This is a genomic window from Acidipropionibacterium virtanenii (assembly GCF_003325455.1).
Lineage (GTDB): Bacteria > Actinomycetota > Actinomycetes > Propionibacteriales > Propionibacteriaceae > Acidipropionibacterium > Acidipropionibacterium virtanenii.
This window is the reverse complement of the sequence record NZ_CP025198.1, coordinates 1,513,707-1,539,156: the sequence shown is the minus strand read 5'-3', so window position 1 is coordinate 1,539,156 and position 25,450 is coordinate 1,513,707. Positions and strand designations below refer to the sequence as shown.

Annotated in this window: 26 protein-coding genes; 1 reads left to right on the top strand and 25 read right to left on the bottom strand. The window is 69.6% G+C overall.

Going from position 1 to position 25,450, the window contains the following annotated elements; genetic code table 11:
* Nucleotides 1–61: 61 nt before the first annotated feature.
* From ilvC to JS278_RS07055, 12 genes are all read right to left on the bottom strand, one after another.
* Nucleotides 62–1,090 (bottom strand): ketol-acid reductoisomerase, encoded by a 1,029-nt coding sequence (ilvC, locus tag JS278_RS07110; protein WP_114044570.1) that lies wholly within the window; start codon nt 1,088–1,090, stop codon nt 62–64.
* Nucleotides 1,091–1,160: 70 nt separating this feature from the next.
* The gene (gene ilvN, locus JS278_RS07105) at nt 1,161–1,679 is read right to left on the bottom strand and encodes an acetolactate synthase small subunit (protein WP_114044569.1); all 519 of its coding nucleotides are present in this window, start codon (nt 1,677–1,679) and stop codon (nt 1,161–1,163) included.
* Nucleotides 1,680–1,682: 3 nt separating this feature from the next.
* On the bottom strand, nt 1,683–3,473 hold the full coding sequence (locus JS278_RS07100) for an acetolactate synthase large subunit (protein ID WP_245935234.1): 1,791 nt from the start codon (nt 3,471–3,473) through the stop codon (nt 1,683–1,685).
* A gap of 267 nt (nt 3,474–3,740) precedes the next feature.
* Complete coding sequence (locus JS278_RS07095; protein WP_114044567.1) at nt 3,741–4,133, bottom strand: HIT family protein; 393 nt, start codon at nt 4,131–4,133, stop codon at nt 3,741–3,743.
* Between the two features lie 35 nt (nt 4,134–4,168).
* On the bottom strand, nt 4,169–4,930 hold the full coding sequence (gene hisF, locus JS278_RS07090; RefSeq protein ID WP_114044566.1) for an imidazole glycerol phosphate synthase subunit HisF: 762 nt from the start codon (nt 4,928–4,930) through the stop codon (nt 4,169–4,171).
* Between the two features lie 21 nt (nt 4,931–4,951).
* Nucleotides 4,952–7,702, bottom strand: a complete 2,751-nt coding sequence (locus JS278_RS07085; protein WP_114044565.1) for a DEAD/DEAH box helicase — start codon at nt 7,700–7,702, stop codon at nt 4,952–4,954.
* 10 nt (nt 7,703–7,712) lie between these two features.
* A complete protein-coding gene (locus tag JS278_RS07080) occupies nt 7,713–8,699 on the bottom strand; it encodes a diacylglycerol/lipid kinase family protein (RefSeq protein WP_114044564.1) in 987 nt (328 codons plus the stop codon).
* Nucleotides 8,696–9,589: a twin-arginine translocase subunit TatC gene (gene tatC, locus JS278_RS07075; protein WP_114044563.1), complete on the bottom strand. Its 894-nt coding sequence runs from the start codon at nt 9,587–9,589 to the stop codon at nt 8,696–8,698. Before tatC ends, JS278_RS07080 begins: the two co-directional genes overlap by 4 nt.
* A 41-nt stretch (nt 9,590–9,630) precedes the next feature.
* Entirely contained in the window at nt 9,631–9,858 is a 228-nt protein-coding gene (locus JS278_RS07070) for a twin-arginine translocase TatA/TatE family subunit (protein WP_114046178.1), read from the bottom strand.
* 124 nt (nt 9,859–9,982) lie between these two features.
* The gene (locus JS278_RS07065; RefSeq protein WP_114044562.1) at nt 9,983–10,198 is read right to left on the bottom strand and encodes a hypothetical protein; all 216 of its coding nucleotides are present in this window, start codon (nt 10,196–10,198) and stop codon (nt 9,983–9,985) included.
* Complete coding sequence (locus JS278_RS07060; RefSeq protein WP_114044561.1) at nt 10,198–11,157, bottom strand: helix-turn-helix transcriptional regulator; 960 nt, start codon at nt 11,155–11,157, stop codon at nt 10,198–10,200. Before JS278_RS07060 ends, JS278_RS07065 begins: the two co-directional genes overlap by 1 nt.
* Nucleotides 11,154–12,155 (bottom strand): helix-turn-helix transcriptional regulator, encoded by a 1,002-nt coding sequence (locus tag JS278_RS07055; RefSeq protein ID WP_114044560.1) that lies wholly within the window; start codon nt 12,153–12,155, stop codon nt 11,154–11,156. The genes JS278_RS07060 and JS278_RS07055 overlap by 4 nt, the downstream gene beginning before the upstream one ends.
* A gap of 132 nt (nt 12,156–12,287) precedes the next feature.
* Here JS278_RS07055 and gluQRS point away from each other — a divergent pair, with 132 nt between their 5' ends.
* On the top strand, nt 12,288–13,346 hold the full coding sequence (gene gluQRS, locus JS278_RS07050) for a tRNA glutamyl-Q(34) synthetase GluQRS (protein WP_114044559.1): 1,059 nt from the start codon (nt 12,288–12,290) through the stop codon (nt 13,344–13,346).
* On the opposite strand, the gene JS278_RS07045 is transcribed toward gluQRS, so the two are convergent.
* From JS278_RS07045 to JS278_RS06985, 13 genes are all read right to left on the bottom strand, one after another.
* A complete protein-coding gene (locus JS278_RS07045; protein ID WP_245935233.1) occupies nt 13,309–14,370 on the bottom strand; it encodes an FKBP-type peptidyl-prolyl cis-trans isomerase in 1,062 nt (353 codons plus the stop codon). The two genes, gluQRS and JS278_RS07045, sit on opposite strands and share 38 nt — an antisense overlap.
* 79 nt (nt 14,371–14,449) lie before the next feature.
* Nucleotides 14,450–15,193, bottom strand: coding sequence for a pseudouridine synthase (locus JS278_RS07040; protein ID WP_114044558.1), 744 nt, complete (start codon nt 15,191–15,193; stop codon nt 14,450–14,452).
* A gap of 28 nt (nt 15,194–15,221) precedes the next feature.
* On the bottom strand, nt 15,222–15,578 hold the full coding sequence (locus JS278_RS07035; protein ID WP_114044557.1) for a hypothetical protein: 357 nt from the start codon (nt 15,576–15,578) through the stop codon (nt 15,222–15,224).
* Nucleotides 15,563–16,486, bottom strand: a complete 924-nt coding sequence (locus JS278_RS07030) for a ParA family protein (RefSeq protein WP_114044556.1) — start codon at nt 16,484–16,486, stop codon at nt 15,563–15,565. Before JS278_RS07030 ends, JS278_RS07035 begins: the two co-directional genes overlap by 16 nt.
* Before the next feature lie 84 nt (nt 16,487–16,570).
* The gene (locus tag JS278_RS07025) at nt 16,571–17,500 is read right to left on the bottom strand and encodes a site-specific tyrosine recombinase XerD (RefSeq protein WP_114044555.1); all 930 of its coding nucleotides are present in this window, start codon (nt 17,498–17,500) and stop codon (nt 16,571–16,573) included.
* 5 nt (nt 17,501–17,505) lie between these two features.
* Complete coding sequence (locus JS278_RS07020) at nt 17,506–18,222, bottom strand: NUDIX domain-containing protein (RefSeq protein ID WP_114044554.1); 717 nt, start codon at nt 18,220–18,222, stop codon at nt 17,506–17,508.
* On the bottom strand, nt 18,219–19,919 hold the full coding sequence (locus JS278_RS07015) for a CTP synthase (RefSeq protein WP_114044553.1): 1,701 nt from the start codon (nt 19,917–19,919) through the stop codon (nt 18,219–18,221). Before JS278_RS07015 ends, JS278_RS07020 begins: the two co-directional genes overlap by 4 nt.
* Nucleotides 19,920–19,968: 49 nt before the next feature.
* Nucleotides 19,969–21,651, bottom strand: coding sequence for a DNA repair protein RecN (gene recN, locus JS278_RS07010; protein ID WP_114044552.1), 1,683 nt, complete (start codon nt 21,649–21,651; stop codon nt 19,969–19,971).
* On the bottom strand, nt 21,648–22,580 hold the full coding sequence (locus JS278_RS07005; RefSeq protein WP_114044551.1) for an NAD kinase: 933 nt from the start codon (nt 22,578–22,580) through the stop codon (nt 21,648–21,650). The genes recN and JS278_RS07005 overlap by 4 nt, the downstream gene beginning before the upstream one ends.
* A gap of 77 nt (nt 22,581–22,657) precedes the next feature.
* Entirely contained in the window at nt 22,658–23,392 is a 735-nt protein-coding gene (locus tag JS278_RS07000; RefSeq protein ID WP_114044550.1) for a TlyA family RNA methyltransferase, read from the bottom strand.
* Entirely contained in the window at nt 23,389–24,066 is a 678-nt protein-coding gene (locus JS278_RS06995; protein ID WP_181833845.1) for an energy-coupling factor transporter transmembrane component T family protein, read from the bottom strand. The genes JS278_RS07000 and JS278_RS06995 overlap by 4 nt, the downstream gene beginning before the upstream one ends.
* Nucleotides 24,063–24,779 carry an energy-coupling factor ABC transporter ATP-binding protein gene (locus JS278_RS06990; protein WP_114044549.1) on the bottom strand — a complete coding sequence of 239 codons (717 nt, stop codon included), beginning with the start codon at nt 24,777–24,779 and terminating at the stop codon, nt 24,063–24,065. The genes JS278_RS06995 and JS278_RS06990 overlap by 4 nt, the downstream gene beginning before the upstream one ends.
* Entirely contained in the window at nt 24,776–25,396 is a 621-nt protein-coding gene (locus JS278_RS06985) for a biotin transporter BioY (RefSeq protein ID WP_114044548.1), read from the bottom strand. The genes JS278_RS06990 and JS278_RS06985 overlap by 4 nt, the downstream gene beginning before the upstream one ends.
* Nucleotides 25,397–25,450 lie beyond the last annotated feature (54 nt).

Here is a 25,450-nt window from a genome sequence, read left to right as displayed (position 1 = left end):
GATCCATGATGCGGAAGGTCCCCGTCGCCTTCCCGGCGACGGGGACCTTCCGGAACTGCGATCAACGAGCGGCAGTGCCCTCGGTGTAGTCGTCGTCGGTGTTCTCCAGCCAGGAGAACATCTTGCGCAGCTCATGGCCGGTGGCCTCGATCGGATGACCCGCCTCGGCCTCGCGCATCTTCTTGAACTCCGGGGCGCCGGCGTCCTGATCGGCGATGAACCGCTCGGCGAAGGCGCCGGACTGGATGTCGTCGAGGACACCCTTCATGTTCTCCTTGACGTGGGCGTCGATGACGCGGGGCCCGGAGACGTAGTCCCCGTACTCGGCGGTGTCTGAGATGGACCAGCGCTGCTTGGAGATGCCTCCCTCGATCATCAGGTCGACGATCATCTTCATCTCGTGGAGACACTCGAAGTAGGCCATCTCGGGCTGGTATCCGGCCTCGGTGAGGGTCTCGAAACCGGCCTGGACCAGGTGGGACATGCCGCCGCACAGCACGGCCTGCTCGCCGAAGAGGTCAGTCTCGGTCTCCTCGCGGAAGCTGGTCTCGATGCCGCCGGCCCGCAGCCCGCCCAAGGCCTTCGCATAGGACTTGGTGAGATCCCATGCCTTGCCCGATTCGTCCTGCTCGACGCACACCAGCACCGGGACGCCACGGCCGTCCTCGTACTCGCGACGGACGATGTGGCCGGGACCCTTCGGGGCGACCATGCAGACGTCGACGCCGGCCGGGGCCTTGATGTAGCCGTAGCGGATGTTGAACCCGTGTGCGAAGAAGATCGCGTCGCCGTTCTTGAGGTGGGGGGCGATCTGCTCGGCGTAGAGCTGACGCTGATTCTGGTCGGGGGCCAGGATCATGATGACGTCGGCCTCCTCGCAGGCCTCCTCGATGCCGAGCACGCGGAGGCCCTGGGCCTCGGCCTTGGCGGCCGACTTCGACCCGGGGCGCAGTCCCACCCGGACGTCGACGCCGGAGTCGCGCAGGTTCAGCGCGTGGGCGTGGCCCTGGGAACCGTATCCGATGATGGCGACCTGGCGACCCTGGATGACCGACAGGTCGGCGTCGTCGTCGTAGTAGATCTTTGCCATGTGGATTCTCCTTATATTGGGAAACTCTGAGGTGCGGGCCTGTCGGCCCACGACAACATGAACCGTTGCGTCATGAACCGTTGCGAGAGCTCTTGGCCGCCAGCGCCGACGCACCGCGGTTGACCGCGACCCGCCCGGACTGGACGATCTCGAGGATGCCGAAAGACTCAAGCATCTTGATCAATGCCTCCAGCTTTTCACGTCCGCCGGTGGCCTCGATCGTGATGGACTCATGTGAGACGTCGACCGCCTTGCCCCGGAAGAGACCTACGGTGTCGACGATCTTGGAGCGGTTCTCCAGATCCGAGCGCACCTTGACGAGCACCAGTTCGCGGGTGACCGCGGAGTCCTCCAGCTCGATGATCTTGTGCACCTCGATGAGTTTGTTGAGCTGCTTGACGATCTGCTCCAGGGTCGACGGCGAGTCGACGTCGACGCCGATGGTCATCCGGGAGACCTGTGGGTCATTGGTGGGCGAGACAGTCAGCGACTCGATGTTGTAACCGCGACGGGCGAACAGGCCGGCCACCCTGGTCAGCACGCCCGGCCGGTTGACGACGAGCACGGAGAGAATGTGGGTCGAAGTCATGGGTCAGTCCTCCTCGCCGGAGCCGGCGGCCCCGACAGCCTCGTCCTCGGCCTGCTCGCCCCAGTCGGGGGCCATGCCGCGGGCGATCTGAATATCGTCGTTGCTGGCCCCGGCGGCGACCATCGGCCAGACCATCGCATCTTTGTGCACCACGAACTCGACCACCACCGGGCGGTCATTGATCTCATTGGCCCGCCGGATCGTGGCGTCGATCTCATCGGCCTGCGTGACGCGGAATGCGACGCATCCGAGGGCCTCCGACAGCTTGACGAAATCCGGGTACTGATCGGAATGAAGATCGGTGTGGGAGTACCGCTTGTCGAAGAACAGGTTCTGCCACTGCCTCACCATGCCGAGCACATTGTTGTTGATGATGGCGATCTTGATCGGAATGCCGTTGAGGGCGCAGGTCACCAACTCCTGATTGGTCATCTGGAAGCAGCCGTCCCCGTCGATCCCCCAGACCGTGGCCTCGGGCCTGCCGATCTGGGCGCCCATCGCGGCGGGCACGCAGTAGCCCATCGTTCCGGCCCCGCCCGAGGTGAGCCAGCTGCGGGGGTGACGATGGGGCAGGAAGTGGGAGGCCCACATCTGGTGCTGGCCCACCCCGGTCACGAAGACCGTGTCATCGGGGGCCAGCGCCCCGATCCGCGAGATGACGTACTGCGGGGAGAGCTCCCCGGCGGGCGGTTCCTCCCATCCTGGAGCGTAGGTCTTCCTCATCTCCTGGAGCTGCTCGACCCACACGGAGATATCGGGGAGCTTCTTGCCCTCCAGGGCGTCGGCGATCCTGGTCAGGGTGAGCCTGGCATCCCCGACGATCGGCACATCGGCGACCCGGTTCTTGCCGATCTCGGCCGGGTCGACGTCCGCATGGATGACCTTCGCCATCGGGGCGAAGGTGTCGAGGCGCCCGGTCACCCGGTCGTCGAAGCGGGCGCCGACGGCGAAGACGAGATCGGCGCGTTGCAGGGCGCCCACGGCGGCGACCGAACCGTGCATGCCCGGCATCCCCATCGCCAAGGGGTTGTCGTCGGGGAAGACGTCCCGGGCCATCAGTGTCGTCACCACCGGGATTCCGGTGATGTCGACCAGCCTGGCCAGCTCGCCGGCGGCCCCGGCCTTGGCGACCCCGCCGCCGACGTAGAGAACGGGGCGCTCCGCCTCGAGGATGAGGGTGGTGGCCTCCTTGATCTGGCGGGAGTGCGGCCGCAGCGTCGGCTTGTAACCGGGCAGGTCGTACTGCTTGGGCCAGCGGAACTCGGTGGTCTCCTGCTGGGCGTTCTTGGCAATGTCGACCAGAACGGGGCCGGGGCGCCCCGTAGAGGCGATGTGGAAGGCCTCGGCCAGGGCCAGCGGGATGTCGGCCGCCCTGGTGATGAGGAAGTTGTGCTTGGTGATCGGCATCGTGATGCCGCGGATGTCGGCCTCCTGGAACCCGTCGGTCCCGATGAGCGATGCCCCCACCTGTCCGGTGATGGCCACCATCGGCACGGAGTCCAGGTAGGCGTCGTAGAGGGCGGTGACGAGATTCGTCGCCCCGGGCCCGGAGGTGGCCATGCAGACTCCCACCCGGCCGGTGGCGACCGCATACCCCTCGGCGGCGTGGCCGGCCCCCTGCTCGTGCCGGACCAGGATGTGGCGCACCCCTTCCGAGTCCATCAGAGGGTCATAGGTCGGCATGATGGCTCCGCCGGGGAGCCCGAAGACGACATCGACGCCGAGCTTCTCCAGGCTGGCGACCACCATCTGGGCGCCGGTCATGAGCTTCGGTTGCCGGGGATTGTCAGCCATGTGCTGCTCCTCCATATCCATCGATGTCGAATGTGACGGCGATACCGCTGATCTCAGGTCCGGATTCGACGGATGAATCCGTGGGCCGAGGTCCCCGACAAGAAAAAACCCTCGCTGCCAGAGGCATACGAGGGAGCGTCCTGACCGAGGGCCGGGACGCTAGCTAAGGACAACGAGGCCGTTCACGTGGATAAGAATCCACCATGGGCGGCCCCGCGTCAAAACTCTGGGATGAAAATCTCAGGATACGGACATCCGGCAGGCGGGTCACCCGAGCAGGGCCAGGACCTCGTCGGGGTCCCGCCGGGGGCGCTGGGAGCGGATCGCGTCGAAGCCGGGCTCGACGTCGAAGCGAGGGATCAGATGGACGTGGAGGTGGAAGACCGACTGGCCGGCCACCTCGCCCACGTTGGAGACGACATTGATCCCCTGGGCTCCCAGGCGATCGACCAGCAGATTGGAGACGCTGGTCACCAGGGGCGCGATGCGCTCGAGCTCACCGTCGTGGTGGAGCAGGTCGGGGACGTGACGGCGCGGGACTACGAGGGTGTGGCCGTCCTGGAACGGGGCGACGTCGAGGAAGGCGACCGCGGCATCATCACTGGCCACGGTTCGCGACGGGATATCGCCGGCGATGATCGAGCAGAAAAGGCAGTCCATGGCCCATACCTACACCATCGGGACCGCAACCAGTCTCAGCGCACCTCGATTCCGGCCCGGCGCAGGCCGTCCTTGACGGCCTCGATGGTGAGCCGGCGGTAGTGGAACACCGATGCGGCCAGCACGGCGTCGGCGCCGGCCCGTGCGGCGTCGACGAAGTGCGCGACGGTGCCGGCTCCCCCGGACGCGATGAGCGGCACATCGATCTCGGCGCGGACCGCCTCGATCATCTCGATGTCGAAGCCGCCGGTCGTGCCATCGGCGTCCATCGAGTTGAGAAGCACCTCCCCGGCCCCCCTCTCGACGGCCTCGCGGCACCAGGCGATGGCGTCCAGGCCTGCCGGGCGGGTCCCGCCGTGGGTGGTGACGCCGTATCCCGACGGTCGGCCGGGCTCTCGGCGGGCGTCCAGGGAGAGCACCAGGACCTGGTTGCCGAACCGGTCGGCGATCTCATCGATGACGCCGGGGCGGGCTATCGCGCCGGTGTTGATGCCCACCTTGTCCGCTCCGCTCCGCAGCAGGGAGTCGACGTCGGCCACCTCGCGGACCCCGCCGCCCACGGTCAGCGGGATGAAGACGGTCTCGGCGCAGCGGGTCACCATCTCGCGGGTGGTGGCCCGGCCCTCGGTGGAGGCGGAGATGTCGAGGAAGGTGAGCTCGTCGGCCCCCAGCCGTCCGTACTCCTGGGCGAGTTCGACCGGATCCCCGGCGTCCCGCAGCCCGGTGAAGTTGACCCCTTTGACCACCCGGCCGTCCTTGACGTCGAGACATGGAATGACCCGCAGCGCAACACCCATGGACCACACCCTACTGAGAACTCACTCCTCCTCACTCATGGACACCACACCGCGCTGGATCGCGCCCAGCATCCGGCGACAGGTCCGCGCCAGCTCCTCGTCGACCCCGGCTCCGGCGATCTGGCCGGCCAGATCGGCCACCTGGCGCATCTGGCGGACGAAGTCCCCGGCGCTGGAGCCCTCGGCCAGGACGGTGTCCAGGGCCGCCCCCGAGGCCCACTGGTAAGCGGTCTCGGCGAAGCCGATGTCCAGGTCGCGGGGCCGTTCCAGCCGGTGGTCGCGTTCGAGGCGGCCGACCCGGGCCCGTACCGCGCGCAACCGGCTGACCGTCTCCTCGCAGATCGGGTCGGGCATCCAGGCGGGCCGGCGCCGGTCGGCCGGCCGGGACTCGAAGACCAGGGTGGACAGCACGGCAGCCAGCTGGGCGGGATCGAGGCGGTCGAGGACCCCCTCGGCGACGGCCTCGGCGGTGACCAGATCGAGCTCGGAGTAGATCCGCGACAGGACCCGCCCGGCCCCGCTCACCCGGTGCCCGCCCGGCTCGAGGTAGCCCAGGGACTCCAGCACGAGGCAGATCCGGTCGAACCGGTCGGAGATGGAGTCGGACCTGCGCCGGGCCTTCGCGGCCGCAGCGTCGGTCTCGCGGCGCAGCGCCATGGCCCGCTCGGCGAACCGGGCGTGTGTCTCACGGTCGGGGCAGGAGTGGCACGGGTGAGACCGCAGCTCGGCACGCAGCCGGGTGATCTGCTCGGTCAGTTCGGCGTCGACCCGGGGTTTCGGCGGGCGGGAGGGCGGTGCGTCCAGCCTGGCGGTCGCCTGGTCGAAGGCCTTGCCGAGGGTCTTGCGGGCGGCGGCGTCGCGGGGGTGGAAGTGGGGCGGAATACGTACCCCGGCGGCCTTGTGCACCGGGGCGTCGAGGTCGTGCTCGCCGAGCCGGACGACGCGGCGGTCGGCGACCATCGCGAGGGGGCTGGGACGGTCTCCGTGACGTCCGCGGGTGCCGGGATCCACGATCACCGCCCATCCGGCGTGGGGGCCCGAGGGCACCGCGATGACATCCCCGGGATCCAGCACCGACAAGGAGTCGAGCACCTCGTCGTCGCGCGAGCCGCGGCGCAGCCTCGCCTGCTCGGCCTCGAGCCTGGAGACCTTCTCCCGCATCGAGGCGTACTCGGTGAAATCGCCCAGATCGCAGCTCGCGGCCTTCAGGTAGTCGGCGATCGCCTTCTCGTTCTCGTTGCGCCGCGCTCCGGCCGGGCCGTTGCGCCGGTCGATCTGGAACTGCGCGAAGCTGTGCTCCAGCACCCTCGTGGCCCGTTCCCGGCCGACTGTGGCCACCAGGTTGACGGCCATGTTGTAGGTGGGGGTGAAGGCCGAGTTCAGCGGATAGGTGCGTCGCGAGGCGAGGCCGGCGACGGCGCGTGGATCCATCCCCGGCTGCCAGCAGACCACCGCGTGGCCCTCGACGTCGATTCCGCGGCGCCCGGCGCGACCGGTGAGCTGGGTGTACTCGCCCGGGGTGATATCGGCATGGGACTGCCCGTTGTACTTGACCAGCCTCTCGATGACGACTGTGCGCGCGGGCATGTTGATGCCCAGGGCCAGGGTCTCGGTGGCCACCACGACCTTGAGCAGGCCGGTGACGAATCCCTCCTCGACGACGGCCTTGATGACGGGGAGCAGGCCGGCGTGGTGGGCGGCGACCCCGCGTTCGAATGCCGAGACGAAGCGGTCCCAGCCCAGGGCCCGACGCTCGGCCCCGGTGAGTGCGGCTCCGTGGCGCTCCGCGATCTCCCGCAGCCGACGGGCTTCCGACTCGCTGGTGAGCACCAGGTCCGAGCTCATCAGCTGACTCACGGCGGCGTCGCAACCCTGCCGGGAGAACACGAAGATGATGGCCGGGAGCAGCTTCGACCGGCGCAGTGCCCGCACCACCTGGGCGCGGCTGGGGCTGTTGCGCGGGGCCCCCCGGTCGGAACTCTCGAGGCGCTGGGAGGAGGCTCCGCCGAACCGACCGGATCCGTAGGAGACGCTGCGCCGACCCTTGCCGTTGCGGCCCCTGGGCCGACGTCTGTCATCGCGGTGGGCCCGGGCCTCCTGGCGGGCGACCTGAAGCAGGTCGGGATTCACCGTGCCGGGCCGGTCGGGGGCGAAGAGGTCGACGATGCGCTTCGACAGCGCCACATGCTGGGTCAGCGGGACGGGCCGGCGCTCGGACACGACGACCCGGATATCGCCGCGGACCTCGTCGAGCCACTCGCCGAACTCCTCGGCGTTGGACACGGTGGCCGACAGGCAGACCAGCCGCACCGAGTCGGCCAGGCCCAGGATGACCTCCTCCCAGACCGGTCCGCGGAACCGGTCCGCGAGGTAGTGCACCTCATCCATCACGACCCAGCCGAGTCCTTCCAGGGTGCGCGAGCCGGCGTAGATCATGTTGCGGAGCACCTCGGTGGTCATCACGACGAGCGGGGCCTCGGAGTTCACCGACACGTCGCCGGTGAGCAGCCCCACCTCGTCGGGGCCGTAGCGATCCACCAGATCGTGGTACTTCTGGTTCGACAGGGCCTTGATCGGTGTGGTGTAGAAGCACTTGCGGCCCGACTCGAGGGCGAGGAAGGTGGCGTACTCCCCGACCACGGTCTTGCCGGCACCGGTGGGTGCCGCGACGAGCACCCCGGCGCCGTCGTCGAGATGACGGCAGGCCTCCGTCTGGTAGTCGTCGAGCCCGAAGGAGTACCCGGAGGCGAAGCGTTCGAGGGCGGAGTCCATATCGGCCAGACTAGTGCTTCGCCGCGCGGGGCCCGCGGCGAGCGCCGGCTCCCATCAGCCGCAGGGCGCCGGGACGGCACTCGATGCGCAGCGGCACCCGGCCCAGATCCTCCCCGTCGGCCATCGCCGCCAGGCCCTCGCCGTCCACGGTGACGGTACGGGCCCGCAACCGTTCCACGAACGGCAGCCGGACGAATCCGCCGGTGTAGACCGAGGACAGTGCCCTGACCAGGGTGGCCCTGCTGCACGGATGGATGATCGTCACGTCCAGCCGGCCGTCGGTGATGTCGGCGCCGGGGCAGATCTGCATTCCGCCACCGATCCATCCGCCGTTGCCCACCGCGATGAGCATGGCCTCCAGCTCACGGACCCGGCCGTCGACCTCGATGCGGTAGTCCAGGGGTGCGAAGCGCGACAGCTCGCGCAGCGCGACATAGGCGTAGGAGGGCGGGCCGAGCCGCAGCTTCAGCTCATTGACGCCGCGGTTGACCCGGGCGTCGTAGCCCGACGACACGACCGACCCGACCCAGCGGGAGCCCTCCCGAAGGCCGTCCCGGGTGCGGACCGTTCCGCTGACCCGTGCCAGGTCCACGGACCCGGAGCGCCCCGAGGCGATCGCCTCGAGAGCGGCGGGAATGCGACCGGGCAGCCCGGCGCCACGGCAGAAGTCATTGCCGGTGCCCGCCGGAATCACCCCGAGTGGCACAGGCGTGCCGGCGACCGCGTTGAGGCCCAGGTGGGCCATCCCGTCACCGCCCATCACCACCAGCGCGCGGGAGCCGGGGGCCGGGCTCTCGCGGGACCGGCCGACCTCCTCGCTCAGCAGCCTTTCGGCGTCGGCCCAGGATCGGCTGAGCAGAGTGCGGATCCGGGTGCCGGGCATCAGGACCGACAATCGCCGTGCGACCCGCTCTGCGAGCCGACGCCCGAGGCCGCCACCGGCTGCGGGATTGGCGACCAGCGCCAGGCAATCCGGCCGGTCGCCGGTCGAGGTCACTCGACGTCGATCTTGAACTCGTCCGAATCGATCCCCATCGAGTCGGTCGGGTGCTTCCTGTCGTGGGACCGGCAGATGAACTCGGCGACGATGTACATCACGGTCAGCGGGACGGCCAGGGCGCACATCGAGATGGGGTCCCCCGACGGGTTGGCGAAGGCGCCGAGGCAGAAGAACCCGAAGATGGACCATTTGCGGGCCGCCGCGAGCTGCTGGGCCTTGAGAACTCCGACCATGTTGAGGATGACGAGCACCACGGGCAGCAGGAAGCTGGCGCCGAACAGCAGGATTAGGCGCAGCTCCAGATCGAGGAAGGCGTTCATGTCCAGCAGGTTGGTGATGCCCATCCCGTTCGGGGTGAAGCTCAGCATCATCGAGATGCCCTTGGGCATCACCCAGTATCCGAGGGAGGCTCCGGCCAGGAAGAGCGGGATGGCGGCTCCCAGGAACCTCACCGCCCAGCGCTTCTCCTTGCCGACCAGACCGGGGACGATGAAGGCCCACAACTCGTACAGCCAGATGGGGCAGGCCGCGATGAGACCGACCACCATCGCGACCCGCAGGTTGAGCATGAAGGGTGCGACGACGCCGGTGTTGACCACCTGCAGGTGGGCCTGCGGATTCTTGGCGAGGATCGCCGCACTGGCCTGGTGGTAGGGCCACATCACCACCTCGACGAGGGGCCGGTAGAAGGCGAACGCCACCGAACTGGTGATGACGACGGCCACCAGGGAGACCACGACCCGGTAGCGGAGCTCCTTGAGATGATCGATCAGCGACATGGTGCCGCCCTCGCCACCCTTGGGCGGACGGAAGCCGGCCAGCCGCCGGTGGTCCTGGGTGGCCTCCGGCTCGCTGGCCTCGATGTCCTTACCGGTCCCGACAGTCATCTTCGATTCCTGACGCCGTTGTGGGTCTCCGCCTGCGCGGATCACTCCGAGGGCTTGGCCTCGGACTCGGTCCTGTCCTCAGCCGCGGCGGACTCCTCGGCGTTCTTCTTGTCGGCCGCCTTGAGGCCGGAGGTCTCCTCCTTGAACTCGCGGATGGCGCGACCGGCGCCCTTGCCGACTCCGGCGATCCGGGACCCACCGAAGAGCACGAGGGCCACGATGACCAGAATAAGGAGCCCCACCTCGGTGGGGATAAGCATGAGCTGCAGGGCCATGGCCGACAACCTTTCAGATCCGACTCGACCGGTCGCCTGCGGGACCTTCTCCGCAGTCCGGTGACGCCGATCAGGCTACCACGGTGCTCCACCGTCCCCCGTGGTGCACCGGCCCCGGTCAGGCCTTGTCAGAGGGCCCGCGCGAGGGGTCGCCGAGCCCCTGCGGCTCGAGTCCGTCGAGGATACCGGCGAGGTCATCGAGACGGCCCGCCAGGCCCTCGAACTGCTCCCCGAGCCCCTCCACCTTGTGCCACAGCCACCACAGCCCCCAGGCGGTCAGCGCAAGGCCACCCACCAGCGCCGCGATGAGGACCCACAGCCACAACAGCCCCATCAGTGTTCCCCGGCGTCCAGGCCGTTGGCCCGTGCCGCGGCCCGCAGCATCCTCACGGCCTCGCCGGCGGCCCGGGGCGGGTCGACGTCGAGGACGTCGGGTCCCAGGCCGATGAGCAGGTCGGCGAGCCAGGCCCGCGATGCCACGGCGAAGGTGACCCGCAGCCCCTTCTCAGTGCGCTCGACCCTTCTGGTCGGGTGGTACTCGGCCACCCATTCCGCACCCGGAGCCAGGGTGAGGGTGACCTCGTCGGAGGCCGGGACGGTGCCGAACCATTCGACCGACTGGGGGGGCTCGCCGTGATCGGCGGCCTCCCCGATGCGATCGGCGCGCTCGATCCGGTCGAGTCGCCAGGTTCGCCAGTCGGAACGCTCCAGCGACCATCCGAGCAGGTAGCTGCGCCCCTCGCGGACCTCCACCCTCACCGGGTCGACCACCGGGCTGGTGGTCTCCTCGGCATCCTGGCGCCGGTGGCGCAGCCGGACCCGCCACCCCTTGGCGGCGGCCCGGGCGAACCAGTCGCGTCTCGGGTCGGCGCCCGCGTCGGCCGTGGCCTCGACGGGGTCGGGGCCGATCTGCGGACCCACCTCGCGCAGCTTGCGGGCTGCCGACTGCACGGCCGGGCGCACCGAGGGGCCGGCGAGATCGGCCACCAGCTGCAGGGCGGCCAGCAGGGACCACGCCTCGTCGGGGGTCAGGCGCATCGGGCGGGGCAGGGCGTCGGCGTTGCCGATGGTGATCGTGCCCTCGTTGTCGACGGCGTCCATGTCGACGTCGATGAGGTCGTCGGGCAGCCCTCCCGGAAGCCCGCACATCCACAGGGTCTTGAGATCGCGGACGATGCGCGCCTCGGGCACCTGGAAGTCCTCGGCGGCCTTCGAGATCGCGACCCCGGGGTGGGCGCGCAGGTAGGGCACCAGGGAGAGCAGCCGGGCCACCTCGTCATGGGAACTGCTCATCGGGCGGCCTCCCGGGTCCAGGTGCGTGCGGTCATGGCGGAGAGCCGGCCCGCCAGCTCCTCGCGGGCCGGTGCCGGGCCCAGCAGGACGGCCCGTCCGCCGGCCCGCAGCACGGCTGTGACAAGGGCATCGGTGCCGGGGAACGTGTAGAGCCCGGTGACGTAGCCGTCGGGGACGTCCGGAACACCGGGTGAACCGTCCTGCTCGACGGGGACGGCGCCCAGACGGGGGGTCGCCGTCTGAAGGCGCAGTCGCGGGTCGTGGGCGATGGTCGCGGTGACCGGTTCGGCGGCGGGGGGCTCCAGACGGCTGAGATGATCCTGGACGGCGCCCGGACCGGGCCGGTGCACCGATCCGGCAGGACCGTCATCGGCCACCGGGGAGGTGATCCTGGAGAGCCGGAAGATCCGTGCGTCCTGGCGGTCCCGGTCATGACCCAGCAGGTACCAGTGCCCCCTGCGCAGCACCAGCCGCCAGGGCTCGACATGACGCCATGCCTGGTCGCGGTAGGAGAAGCTCACCGGGGTCGCCGACAGGGTGGCGCGCCACAGTTCGGGGAAACTCGGTTCTCCGGCCCCCGAGGACACCGTGGTGGATATCCCGGCCTCGGTGTCGGGCTCCACCCCGGCCGCGCGCAGCTTGACCAGGGCCGCCGAGGAGGACTCGTCGAGCACCTGGTCGCGCCAGACCCGGGCCGCCATCGCCAGCGCGTCGGCCTCGGCCTGATTGAACTGGACGGGCGGCAGTTCGAAGGCGGAGCGCGGGATCCGGTAACCGGTCTCGTCGCCGAAGTAGCTGTCGATCGTCACGGTCCGCACGTCGATACCCTGTGCGCGCAGCTCGTCCTTGTCACGTTCGAAGGTGCGCTCGAAGGCCTGGTCGGATCTCCCGCGGTAGTCCTCGATGGTGGCGCGCAGCTCGGCCCGGGTGAGCGGACGATCGGTCACCAGCAGGGCGATGACGAGATTGACCAGACGCTCTGAGCGACGTGACGACATGAGCACCTCCTGTGAGTCCCCGCGATCAGCAGCCTACTGCCCGGCGGACACGGCGTGTGGGACAGGGCGGGTGACGTCAGGCAGGAGGCTCCTGCGCACCGTACTCCGGCGCCGCCTTCTAGAGTGATCCCCATGGACGCACCGTCGCGGGCACCCGGCCTGGCTCGCCTCGGCCGCTTCGCCCCCTCCCCCACCTCGGCCCTGCACCTGGGCAATCTGCGCACCGCGCTGGCCGCCTGGCTGCTCGCCCGGCGCACCGGGCGTGGATTCGTGGTGCGGGTCGAGGATCTCGACCGGGCCAGGGTGCGGGCCGCCGGCGACATCGCCGGCCGGCAGTTGCGCGATCTGGAGGCGCTGGGCCTGGACTGGGACGGGCCGGTGCTGAGGCAGTCGCAACGGCCCGACGTCTACGCGCAGATGATCGACCGGCTCGACAGCTATCCCTGTTTCTGCAGCCGCCGGGAGATCGCCGAGGCCTCGACGGCCCCCAACAGTACGGACTGGCGGCCCTATCCGGGCACCTGCCGCGACCTGTCGGCGGCCGAGCGCCGGGTGCGGGCCTCGGGCCGCCGGCCGGCCACCAGGCTGCGCTCGAGGGTCTGCGCCTGGACCGTCACAGATCTGGCGCGCGGTCGGGAGACGAGGATGGTCGACGACACGGTGCTGCTCCGCAATGACGGCACCCCCGCCTACAACCTGGCGGTGGTGGTCGACGACGGCCTTCAGGGCGTCGATCAGGTGGTGCGCGCCCGCGACCTGTGGTCCTCGGCCCCACGGCAGGCGATGATCGCCTCCCTCCTGGGCCTGCGGCAGCCGGTCTACGCACACACCGGTCTGGTGAGCGGGCCCGACGGGCAGCGCCTTTCGAAGACCGCCGGTGCCGCCGGGCTGGGCGAGCTGATCGACCGCGGGGTGGAGTTGGGGCGGGTGCGCGGGATGCTGGCGGCGTCGCTGGGCCTGCCACCGGTCGATGACCTGTCGGAGCTGCTGACTCCCGACCAGCGGATCGACGCCGCCCTCACCCCGCCACCGGCTCCTGACGATGAGGCCCCGGACACGGGAACGGCCCCGCATCGCCTGGATGCGGGGCCGATCCTCGGTGACCGCCTCGGATGGTGGTCCGACGTCGAGATTCTCGTCGAGGGATCTGCAATCAGCTGGAGGCCTCGTCGGCGAACAGGATGTCGATGACGTAGACGAGGGTGTCCCCCTTGGCGATCGACGGCGTCGAGTTGCCCTTCGGGTAGGCGAGATCCGGAGGCACGATGAGCATCACCCGGGAGCCCACGGGCTGGCCCACCAGGCCCTTCTTCCAGCCCTCGATGACCCCCGACATCTGGCCGCTGACGCCATTGCCGTCATAGCCGTCCTCGATGAGATCGTCATCGGCCCAGCTCCAGGTGCGGTACTTCACCTGGATGACGTCCTTGGCGGTGACCTTGCGCCCCTCACCCTTGATGAGGGGCTGGACGACCAGGGAGGCCGGCTTCTTGGCGCTGCCGATCTTCACCTCGGGGATGTTCTTCTTGACGGTGACGCCCGGCAGCCCGGCAGCCGGGGTGACGGCGGTGCCCTCGGCGGTCTTGTAGGAGGTGCCCTTGATCTCGACCACGAAGATCAGCGAGTCGCCCTTGTTGATGCCGACCTGGGAGGCCCCGCCCTGGGAGTCGTAGGCATCGGTACCGGGCATCATGACGAGCACCCGGTCGCCGACCTTCTTGCCCTGCAGGCCCTTCTTGAAGCCCGTGACCACCTGGTCGAGGGAGAAGCTGGTGGCGGATCCGCGGGAGAAGCTGGAGTCGAAGGACTTGCCGGTGCGCGCATTGATGCCGACATAGTTGACGTTGATGGTGGCGCTGGCGTCGACGGTGCGCCCGGAGCCGGCGTTGAGGACCTTCGACGTCGTCTTCGCGATCTTGATGGGCCAGTCGGCCTTCACGGTCGGAGCCTTGCCGGGATTGCCGGTCACGGTGATCGGATCGAGACTGGTGATCATCTTCGCGGCCTTCGTCGGCGTGGCCGAGGCACTCGCCGAGGCGGCGGGCGATGTCGAGGCCGATCCGCCGATCGACGGACTGGCCGGCGATGACGCCGATGCGCTGGACTTCCCGGACGATGTGTCGTCGGATCCGCAGGCGGTCAGAGTCAGCGCAGCCACGCACAGGGCGGCGGCGAATCCCGCTGCCCGGCGGGTTCTGGAATGTCGAGAGATCACGTGGGCAGGTTACCCGAGAGTCCTGAGGCCCGGACCACGGCGGGTCGTCGACCTGTGCCGTGGCGGCCCGGCATCGCGCTCACAGGCCGACCAGGTCGTAGAGCTTGCCGAGCTCCTCGCCGGTGAGCCGGCGCATGTCGCCGACCCCCAGGCGCCCGACCCGCACCGGCCCGATGGCGGTGCGCGACAGGCGCCGGACCGGATGCGCGACAGAGTCCATCATCCGGCGGACGATCCGGTTGCGGCCCTCGTGAAGGCTCACTTCGACCAGGGAGTGCTCGTCGGTGGCCTGGACCAGGCGCACCTTGTCGGGGCGCACCGGCCCGTCGTCGAGGGTCAGGCCCTTCTCCAGGCGGCGCATCACCTTGGCGTCGACCCGGCCCTCGACGTCGGCCAGGTAGGTCTTCAGCACCTTGTAGGAGGGATGGGAGAGACGGTGGCCGAACTCCCCGTCATTGGTGAGCAGGATGAGTCCCTCCGTCTCGGTGTCCAGGCGTCCGACGTGGAACAGTCTCTCGTGACGGGGGACGCCCTCCAGATCCGCCAGGCAGGGACGGCCCTCGGGATCCTCCATCGTCGAGACGACGCCGCGGGGCTTGTTGAGGACGTAGTACACGTGTCGGCGGGCGGTGGGAATCCGGGATCCGTCGACCCGGATCTCGTCGTGCTCGGGGTCGACCCTTCGGCCCTGGTGGATCACCAGCTCGCCGTTCACCTCGACCCGGCCGCCGGCGATCATCTCCTCGGCGGCCCGACGGGATGCCACACCGGCCTGGGCCAGTACCTTCTGGAGCCTGATTCCCTCGTGGTCCTGGTCACTCATGATCTTCTCCTGTGCTGAATGGTCGGGGTCAGTCCGTGAGCCGGGCGAACAGTGCGGAATCCTGCTGACGGGCCTCCAGATCCGCCAGGGCGATGGCGACGGCCTCGCGGACAAGGCGCCCCCGGTCCGCCGAGATGCCGTGCGAGCGCAGTGCGAGCCGGGCCGTCTCCAGGGCCAGAAGCTCGTCGGTGCTGACGTAGACGGTGATCTTCTCGTCATGGCGCACCCGGCCGGTACTGCGTCGGCGAGCCTCGGCAGAGGCCGGCCCGGCCGTCCTCGTCCCCGTCGCGACGCCGTGCTCGGGGCGGGCCTCGTAGTGCTCGGTGGCGGCGGTGGTGGACCGGAACAGCTCGGCCGCCCCCGGCAGGCTCACCCGGCGTGGCATCGGTACAGCACCTCCTTGGCGAGGTCGCGGTAGGCCTGGGCGCCCGGAGAGGTGGGCGCATATGTCGTGATGGGCTCCCCCGCCACAGTCGTCTCGGGGAACTTGATGGTGCGCTTGATGACGGTGTGGAAGACGGTGTCGCCGAATGCCTGGACGACTCTCTCCATCACCTCGCGGGCATGCACGGTGCGGGGGTCGAACATCGTGCCGAGGATCCCCATCACCTCCAGACCGGGGTTGAGGCGGTCCTGGACCTTCTTGATGGTGTCGGTGAGCAGGGCGATGCCGCGCAGCGCGAAGAACTCGCACTCCAGCGGCATGATGACATAGTCCGAGGCCGTGAGCGCGTTGATGGTGAGCAGCCCCAGAGAGGGTGCGCAGTCGATGAGGATCACGTCGTACTCGTCGCGGACCGGATCGATCACCCGTTTGAGGCTCTGCTCCCGGGCGACCTCCGAGACCAGCTGCACCTCGGCGGCCGACAGGTCGATATTGGCCGGCAGCAGATCCAGGCCGTTGATGACCGTCTCGCAGATGACGTCATCGATCGGCTCGTCGGCGGCGAGCAGCAGGTTGTAGATGCTCGTCTCGAGGGTGTGGGGATTGATTCCCAGACCGACCGACAGCGATCCCTGCGGGTCGAAGTCGACCAGCAGGACCTTACGGCCGAGCTCGGCGAGGCTGGCACCGAGATTGATCGTGGTGGTGGTCTTGCCGACCCCGCCCTTCTGGTTGCACATCGAGATCACCACGGCACGGTGATCACCGGCCGGCACCGGACCGGGCTCGGGCAGATCGGGCAGTGGGCGTCCGGTGGGACCGATATCGTGCTCAGCCGCCTCGACGGTCTCCTTACCGGCGGCGGGCACGCGGAACATCGGGGATTCCTCATCCATCGTGTCGGACACCTGGGACCATCCTCTCGACTCGTCATCCCGGCTGTTGCGGGCCTGTGGACTGCGCCAACCCTAGTAGCTGCGGCCCAATCGTGCTCACAGGGCCCTCGGATGGGCCGATCGGTAGACCTCCCTGAGGTGCTCGGCGGTGACCAGGGTGTAGATCTGGGTGGTCGTCACCGAGGCGTGGCCCAGCAGCTCCTGGACGACACGCACATCCGCGCCGCCGTCCAGCAGATGGGTGGCATAGGAATGGCGCAGGCTGTGCGGGGACAGGTGTTCGCCGGTACCGGCCCGCCGACCTGCCCGCTGCAGCACCGCCCAGGCGCTCTGACGCGACAGCCGGCCTCCCCGCGAGTTCAGCAGCAGGGCCGCCCCCGCGGTCCCGCGCCCCGCCCAGCCGGGGCGGCCCCGCACCAGCCAGGCCTGCACCGCCTCGACGGCGTAGGCGCCGAGCGGCACGATGCGCTCCTTGTCGCCCTTGCCGACCAGGCGCAGGCCCGACCGCGGATCGGCGATGACCGCCGTCAGGTCATCGACGTCGAGGGCGCAGATCTCGCTGATCCGGGCCCCGGTGCCGTAGAGCAGTTCGAGCAGGGCACGGTCGCGCAGTCCCTCGACGGTGGTGGTGTCGCAGGACTCCAGCAGTGCCTCCACCGATTCGATGCTCAGCGCCTTGGGCAGGCGGCGGCCCTTGGTGCCCGGCGAGATGCCCGCCGACGCGTCGTCGGCCACCAGTCCCTCGGCCAGGGCGAAGCGGTGCAGGTTGCGCACCGCCACCACCGCCCGGCTGACGCTGGAGGCGGCCAGTCCCCGATCTCCCAGGTCGCGGGAGAACTCGGAGATGTCGATCGGCGTCACCCCGGTGAGGTCGTCGATCCCCCGGCCCTCGAGAAATCTCGCGTAGTGATCCAGATCGCGCCGGTAAGCCGCCACCGTATTGGCCGCCAGCCCCCGTTCGGCGACCAGGTGGTCGAGATAGCCGTCAATCGCCGCGTCCACCCGGGATCCGTGGCCGCCGGCCATCCGGCTCAGGCCTCCGTCCGGCGGCCGGCCTCCTGGTGCCCGTCCGAGGGACCGGTTCCGACCAGCGAGGCGGGCAGCCCGGTGAGTCCTCCGGGACGCTCGCGGACCGGCCACGGGGAGTGCGCGGGCCGTAGCGCGTCCAGGCTTCCACGGGACCGGGCCAGGGCGAGGGCCAGCACGCCGGCGACCATGGTCGGCGACTGGCACCGCCCGGCGTAGACGGCGTCGATGAGATCCTCGAGGGGCTCCCAGTCGTGACTCATGGTGACCTCCTCGCCCTCGAGGACGAACCCGTCCGGCAGCGGGGCGGGGCTCAGATCACGGGCCAGAAAGATCCTCAGGGACTCCTGGGCGCCGCCCGGGGAGGTGAAGACGTCGACGAGGATCCGCCAGTCGGCGGCCGCCAGCCGGGCCTCCTCTGCGAGTTCCCGCTGAGCGGCGTGGAGATAGTCCTCGCCGTCGACGTCGAGCAGCCCGGCCGGCGGCTCCACCAGCACCATCCGGACCGGCTGGCGGTACTGCCGGACCACCGCGATCCGGTCCCGGTCGTCCAGGGCGATGATGCCCACGGCCCCGGGATGGGTGATGTACTGCCGGTCGACCTGTTCACCCGCCGGTGTGGTGACGCGGTCACTGACGAAGTCGCAGACCCGGCCGGTCGCCAGCACATCGTGGGAGTCGATCTGCCAGGTCTCGTCGTGATCCCATCGAGGAGTGCTCATTCGGCCGATCCCTCGCCGGCGTTCTCATGGTCGTCGGGCAGCGGGAGGGCCCGGTCCTCGCCGTGGTGATGGGCCACCGCCGCCGCGATGAGACCGCGGAACAGCGGGTGGGCGTGGGTGGGCCGCGACTTCAGTTCGGGGTGGGCCTGGGTGGCCACGAAATAGGGGTGCAACCGGGAATCGAGTTCGACGAACTCGACCAGGCTGCCGTCGGGGGAGGTGCCGCTGATGTGCAGGCCGGCCTTCTCCAGGCGGTCGCGGTAGGCGTTGTTCACCTCGTAGCGGTGACGGTGCCGCTCGGAGACCGTCGTGGTGCCGTAGAGCCCGCCCACGATCGAGTCCTTGTCCAGCCTGGCCGGGTAGGCGCCCAGCCTCATCGTGCCGCCCAGATCGCCGTGACCGGCGACCACATCGACCTGCTCGGCCATGGTGGCGATCACCGGATCGGAGGTCTCGGGGTCGAACTCGCTGGAGGCCGCGCCCCCGATGGCGGCCAGATCCCTGGCCACCTCGATCACCGCGCACTGCAGGCCCAGGCACAGCCCGAGGAAGGGGACGCCGTTCTCGCGGGCGTAGCGGATGGCGCCGATCTTTCCCTCCACCCCGCGGATCCCGAATCCCCCGGGAACGCAGACGGCGTCGACGTCGCCGAGATTCCGCTCGGCCCCCTCCGGTGTCGCGCAGGTGTCGGAGGCCACCCACTTCACGTTGACCGTCACCCGGTTGGCATAGCCGCCGGCGTGCAGGGCCTCGGTCACCGACAGGTAGGCGTCGGGCAGATCGATGTACTTCCCGACCAGCGCGACGGTCATCTCCTCGCGCGGATTCTGCACCCGATCGAGAAGATCGTCCCAGACGCTCCAGTCGACGTCGCGGAAGAACATGCTCATCCGCTGGACGACGTAGGCGTCCAGGCCCTCGCGGTGCAGCACCTTCGGGATGAGATAGATGGAGGGGGCGTCGGGGCAGGACACCACGGCCTGCTCCTCGACGTCGCACATCAGGGCGATCTTGGACTTGATCCCCTTGACCAGGGGCCGCTCGGAGCGGCAGACGATGGCATCTGGCTGGATACCGACCTCGCGCAGCGCAGCCACCGAGTGCTGGGTGGGCTTGGTCTTCATCTCCCCGGACGGCTTGATGTAGGGCACCAGCGAGACGTGCAGGAAGAAGACGTTGTCGCGACCGATCTCGTGGCGCACCTGGCGGGCGGCCTCGAGGAAGGGCAGGGACTCGATGTCGCCGACCGTGCCGCCGATCTCATGGATGACGACATCGGGATCACCGACCTCCATGGCGAGCATCTGGGACTTGATCTCATTGGTGATGTGCGGGATCACCTGGACGGTGTCGCCCAGGAAGTCGCCGCGGCGCTCCTTGGCGATCACCGTGGAGTACACCTTGCCGGTGGTGACATTGGCCTCGCCGGACAGGCTCTCGTTGAGGAAGCGCTCGTAGTGGCCGATATCCAGATCGGTCTCGGCCCCGTCGTCGGTCACGAAGACCTCTCCGTGCTGGAACGGGTTCATGGTGCCCGGATCCACATTGAGGTAGGGATCGAGCTTCTGCATCGTGACCTTGAGGCCGCGTGCCTTCAGCAGGGAGCCGAGCGAAGAAGCGGTGAGCCCCTTGCCGAGCGAGGAGACGACTCCACCGGTGACGAATACGTGTTTGCTGCAGTGCTTCTCGGTGCTCACGGGCCTTCAGCCTATCTGTTGTTCGGTCATCCACTGCAATTGGAGCACATCATCGCGCTGCGCCCAGATCGAGCAGCTCCTGGGCATGTTCGATGCCGACCTCCGAATCGGCCAGGCCGCTCATCATCCGGGCGATCTCGACGAGCCGGTCCCCTCCGGCGGCCTCGCGGACGCCGGACCGGGTGATCCTGCCGTCGGAGGCCTTGCTGACCACCAGCTGCCGGTCGGCGAATGCGGCGACCTGGGCCAGATGGGTGACGACGATCACCTGATGGCGCCGCGCGAGCCTGGCCAGCCGGCGTCCGATCTCAATGCCGACCGCACCTCCGACCCCGGCGTCGATCTCGTCGAAGACAAGGGTCTGGGGAGTCTCGGTACTCGCCAGCACCACCTCGAGAGCCAGACGCACCCGTGACAGCTCACCGCCCGAGGCCGCCCGGGCCAGCGGCGCCGGATCCGAGCCCGGATTGGCGGCCAGCATGACGGCCACCTGGTCGGCTCCGGACGGGCCCATCGAGGCCTCGCTCAGCCGGAACTCCAGCCTGGCTCTGGGCATCGCCAGGGCCGACAGCTCCGGGAGCACCGCGGCACCAAGACGGTCGGCGGTGGCATGTCGCACCTCGCTGATCCGCGCCGCGCTGGAGGCCAGTTCCTCGGCGAGATCATCCACCCTGCGGCTCAGCGCATCGATCCCCTCCCCGGACCCCTCCAGCTCCGCCAGGCGCCGGCGGTCGTCCGCGGCATCGTCGAGCAGCCGGTCGAGGGTGGTGGCCCGGGAGCGCAGCAGCCGCTGGATCTGCGCCAGCCGGGAGTTGACCTCCTCCAGCCGCGCGGGATCGGCGGCGGCCTGCTCCGCATAGCCCGAGAGGTCGGCAGCCAGCTCGGCCAGGTCGTAGCCGATGGCCCGGGTGGTCTCGGCCAGCGCGGCCGAGTGCTCGTCGTCGGCCAGCGTCTCGAGCTGCCGTCGCGCCTCGTCCAGCAGCCCGATCGCGCCCGAGGCCGGACCGGACTCGGTCTCGACCCCGTTGACGAGCTGGTCGGCGCGGGCCAGGGTGGCCCGGATGTCGGCGGCCCCCTGAAGACGCCGTGCCTCCGCGGCCAGCTCATCGTCCTCCCCGGCACGCGGATCCACGGCGTCGACCTCGGCCAGCCGGCGCATCAGCACCTCGGTCTCCAGCTGCCGCTCCGCCACCCCGGACCGCCTGCTCTCCAGCTCGTCGCGATCCCTGCGATAGCGGGACCACAGCTGCTCGTGAGACTCGAGAAGGGTGCTCATCTGCTCCCCCGCGGCCCTGTCCAGTACCTCGAGCTGACGCTCCGGGGAGGCCAGCCGGAGCTGCTCCGACTGGCCGTGGACAGTGACCCGCGAGGACATGATCCGGCCGAGCTGGCCGGCTGTCACCTGGGCGCCCCCGACCATGGAGCGGGACCGGCGGGAGGCCAGTACCTGTCGGGAGCAGATCACCTCGCCCTCCTCCACCTCGCCACCGAGCTCACCGATCATGTCGGCAAGTCCCGGATCGACGTCGAGGCAGGCCTCGACGACCGCCCGGTCCGCGCCCCGGCGCACCAGGGAGGGATCGGCCCGCTGTCCCAGGAGCAGCCCCAGACCGCTGACGACCATCGTCTTGCCGGCCCCCGTCTCCCCGGTCACAGCCGTCAGTCCGGCTGCCGGTTCCAGGGTCGCCGACTCGATGACGCCGAGATCGCGGATGACGACACGACCGATCATGTGGCCGGGTTCCCCTGGCCCTGGCGCCACCCTGAGACGGGCAGCGCGAACTTCTTGACCAGCCGGGAGGTGAAGGGCTGCTCGGCCAGCCTGGCGATGCGCAGCCGCTGCGGATGCCGGGTGACCGTGATCCGCTGACCGGGGGACACGTCGAAGCTGCGGCGGCCGTCGCACCACATCACCCCCGCGTCCGAGCCGTCGGGCTGGATGTCCAGATCCACCCTCGCCTCGGGGCTGAGCACCATCGGCCGGGCGAACAGGGCGTGGGCGCACAGCGGCACCATGAGCATGGCGTCGAGATCGGGCCACATCACCGGTCCGCCGGCGGAGAAGGCATAGGCCGTCGACCCCGTCGGGGTGGACACCAGGATCCCGTCGCAGCTCCACCGCTGGACGGGCAGTCCGTCGACAGACGCCAGGACGTCGAGCATCCGGCGCCGGGCGGCCTTCTCGAGACTCAGTTCATTGACCGAGAAGGATCGCCACAACTCGTGGCCACGGTGGTCCTGCACCTGGACGTCCAGCACCAGCCGTTCCTCGACCGAGTAGTCGCGCGCACACACCTGACGCACCAGCGAGGCCATGTCCGAACGCTCGAGTTCTGCCAGGAACCCCACATGACCGAGGTTGACGCCCAGCATCGGCACCCGATGGGGAAGAGCCCACTCAGCCGCCCTGAGGATCGTGCCGTCGCCACCGAAGACCACCATGGCCTCAATGTCGTCACGGCCGGGGGCGATGCCCTCCAACCGGATCCCAGGCACCCGGGCGCCCAGTTCGGGCCGCTGCTCATCGAAGATGAGACAGCTGATGCCGCGCTCATCCATGGCCGCGATGAACTCCGCCGCCGCGTCGAAGGCATCCTGCCGGTAGGCATGGGACAGCACGACCACCGCCCGGCGCCCCGAACGTGCGGATCCGGTGGGCATCAGTGAAGTCACGCACCCACACTAGCTTTCCTGTTCGGGGGGACGACCCCCTGCGACCCCGCCACCCCCGTCGCGGGTCAGGATCCTGCCCGCTCCAGGCGGATGAAGTACTCCTGGTTGCCGTCCTGGCCGGTGATCCTGGAGGGGGCCCGTCCGGTCACGGTCCAGCCGAGTGATGCGGCATCGTCGACCACTCGGTCCACGGCACGATCGCGCAACCCCTGATCGGTCACCACCCCGTGCGCTCCCAGATCGGCGCGCCCCACCTCGAACTGGGGTTTGACCAGCAGAAGCATCCGGGCGCCCGCGGCGCAGACCGCCTCCAACGGCGCCAGCAGCATCCGCAGCGAGATGAAGGACACGTCGCCGACCACCAGATCCACCGGGGCCCCGTCCAGATCGCCGAGGGTGAGATCCCGCAGGTTCAGCCCCTCGCGCACCACCACCCGCCCGTCGGCGGCCACCGACGAATCCAGCTGGCCGTGCCCCACGTCGACGGCGTACACCCGATCGGCGCCCGACTCCAGCAGCACCTGAGTGAATCCTCCGGTGGAGGCACCGGCGTCCAGCACCCGGCCCGTGACCGGCACCGGCAGATCCTCCAGCGCACCGAGGAGCTTGTACGCCCCCCGCGAGACCCAGGGCTCGGCCTGGGCATCGATGCGCTGGCCCGGACGCACCGGGGATGACGGTCGCCTCGCCGGACGGCCGTCCACCAGAACCCGGCCCTCGCGCACCAGCCGCGCGGCCACGGTGCGCGATCTGGCCAGCCCGAGTTCGACCAGAGCGACGTCCAGACGCCGGGCTGTCACAGCGCCACCGGTTTCCTCGTACCGACAGCGGGGTCGTCGCCGAGTCCCCTGGCCACCAGCGCGTCTCCGAGCTCGAGGGCGTGGCCCACCATCCCGACCACGGTGGGCAGGACGAATCGCCACGAGGAGCGTTCCAGGCCCCTGGCCCGGGCGGCGTCGCGGATCGACAGGAAGGCCGACAGCATGTACGGGATGGTCGTCCACATCAGGGTGATCGCCAGGGCGAACTTCTCCGGCCTGGCACCGATCCTCGCGAACGGTCTCGCACAGGCGGCGATGGCGTCCATCAATGTGTCCGGGGATGTGGTCGAGGTCAGCATCCGGGCCACGTAGAGGCAGGCCATCAGCGAGGCCGCGTAGACGATTCCGCGACGCCAGTCCGTGAAGGCCGCGTGGTACGCGAACACCAGTCCGTTCATCACCCACAGCGCGGGCCCGAGCCTCAACGCGGTGCGCGCCGGCATGCGGGCCATCAGCAGGCACACCAGCACCGCGACCGCCAGGCAGCCCAGCGAGAACCACCACAGCCTCAGCACGAACGGGAGCACCCCGAGGGCCAGGATGAGAAGATACTTGGCCCAGACCGGCATCCGATGCACCATCGTGGCGCCGGGCCGGTAGAAACCCAGATAGGCCTGCGTGCGGCCGGCCTGCGTCCCCGAGCGGCGGGTCATCTGTGCACCATCCCGGTCATCCGCTCCCGGTAGGACGCGATGACCCGACCGGGGGCGCCGTCGTCGACGATGCGTCCGCCCTCCACGGCGATCACCCGGTCCATCGACCCGGCCAGTTCCAGGTCGTGGGTGGAGCACAGGATCTGCTGGTCCAGCGCGTCGAAGGCGCGCCGCAACTGCTCCCGGTTCCGCAGATCGAGCAGCGTGGTCGGTTCGTCGGCGAGGATGATCGAGGGCTCGACCGCCAGCACCGAGGCGAGCGAGACCAGCTGCCGCTCGCCGCCCGACAGGTCGTGGACGCTTCGCCCGGCCACCTCGGCCAGGCCGCGCTCGGCGAGCAGGTCCATCGCCCTGACTCTGCGATCGGCACGGCGCCGGACGGTTGAACGCAGGCTCAGCTCGACGTCGGCGACCGGGGTCGACATCACGAGCTGGGACATCGGATCGGTGAAGATGTATCCCGCCTGACGTCGCGCCCGGCGGGGATCCAGCGCCGGATCGACGCCGTCGGCCAGAACGGTTCCCGAGGTCGGCGAGATCAGTCCGTTGACCATCTTGAGCAGGGTCGACTTACCGGCCCCGTTGGGACCGATGATCGCCACCCGACGTTCGGGCAGGACCAGATCGATTCCGTCGAGGATCGTCACCTGACGATGGTTCCCCTCGACGTCGTACTCGTCGACGACCAGTCCGACCGACCGGAACTCGATCATCGGCGCTCCCTCGCAGCAGGCATCAGACGGGGGAAGGCGGTGAGCACCGCGACAGCGATCGCCACCGCCAGCAGGGCCTTGACGAGGTCCCCGATCATGAACAGACCGTTGGCCGCCACCGCGGCCGGAAACGACAGGGAGGCGTTGACCATCATCCCGACGATCCCGACGGTGTAGACCACCACCAGGTCGATGAGGGCCACCGCATAGAGCTGGACGGCCAGGACCGGCCTGCGCGGGCGGCGCCTCAGCACGGCGGTGGCCAGCGCACCTGCGACCAGGGCCGCGACGACATAGCCGATGAGGAACCCTCCGGTGGCCCCCAGCAGCACGCCCGGTCCGCTCGACTGGCCCGCGAAGACGGGCAGGCCCAGCAGACCGACGACCAGGTAGAGGGCCAGGGCGGAACCGCCGCGCACCGCCCCGAGGACCAGCGGGGCGAGCATCACCGCGACCATCTGGAGGGCGAAGGGCACTGCGGCGACCACGAACAGCGGCGGGATCACCGACAGCACCGCCACCAGGGCGGCGAAGACCGCGATGAGGGCCAGATCGGTGCCCTGAAAACCGCCGCCCCCGGCCTTGACGGACGCCTGACGACCGGTCGTGTCAGCCATTTCTGTTCTCCTGAGCGCAAGGCACCAGCGGTGCCGGGTCCGCCGCCCCGGTCG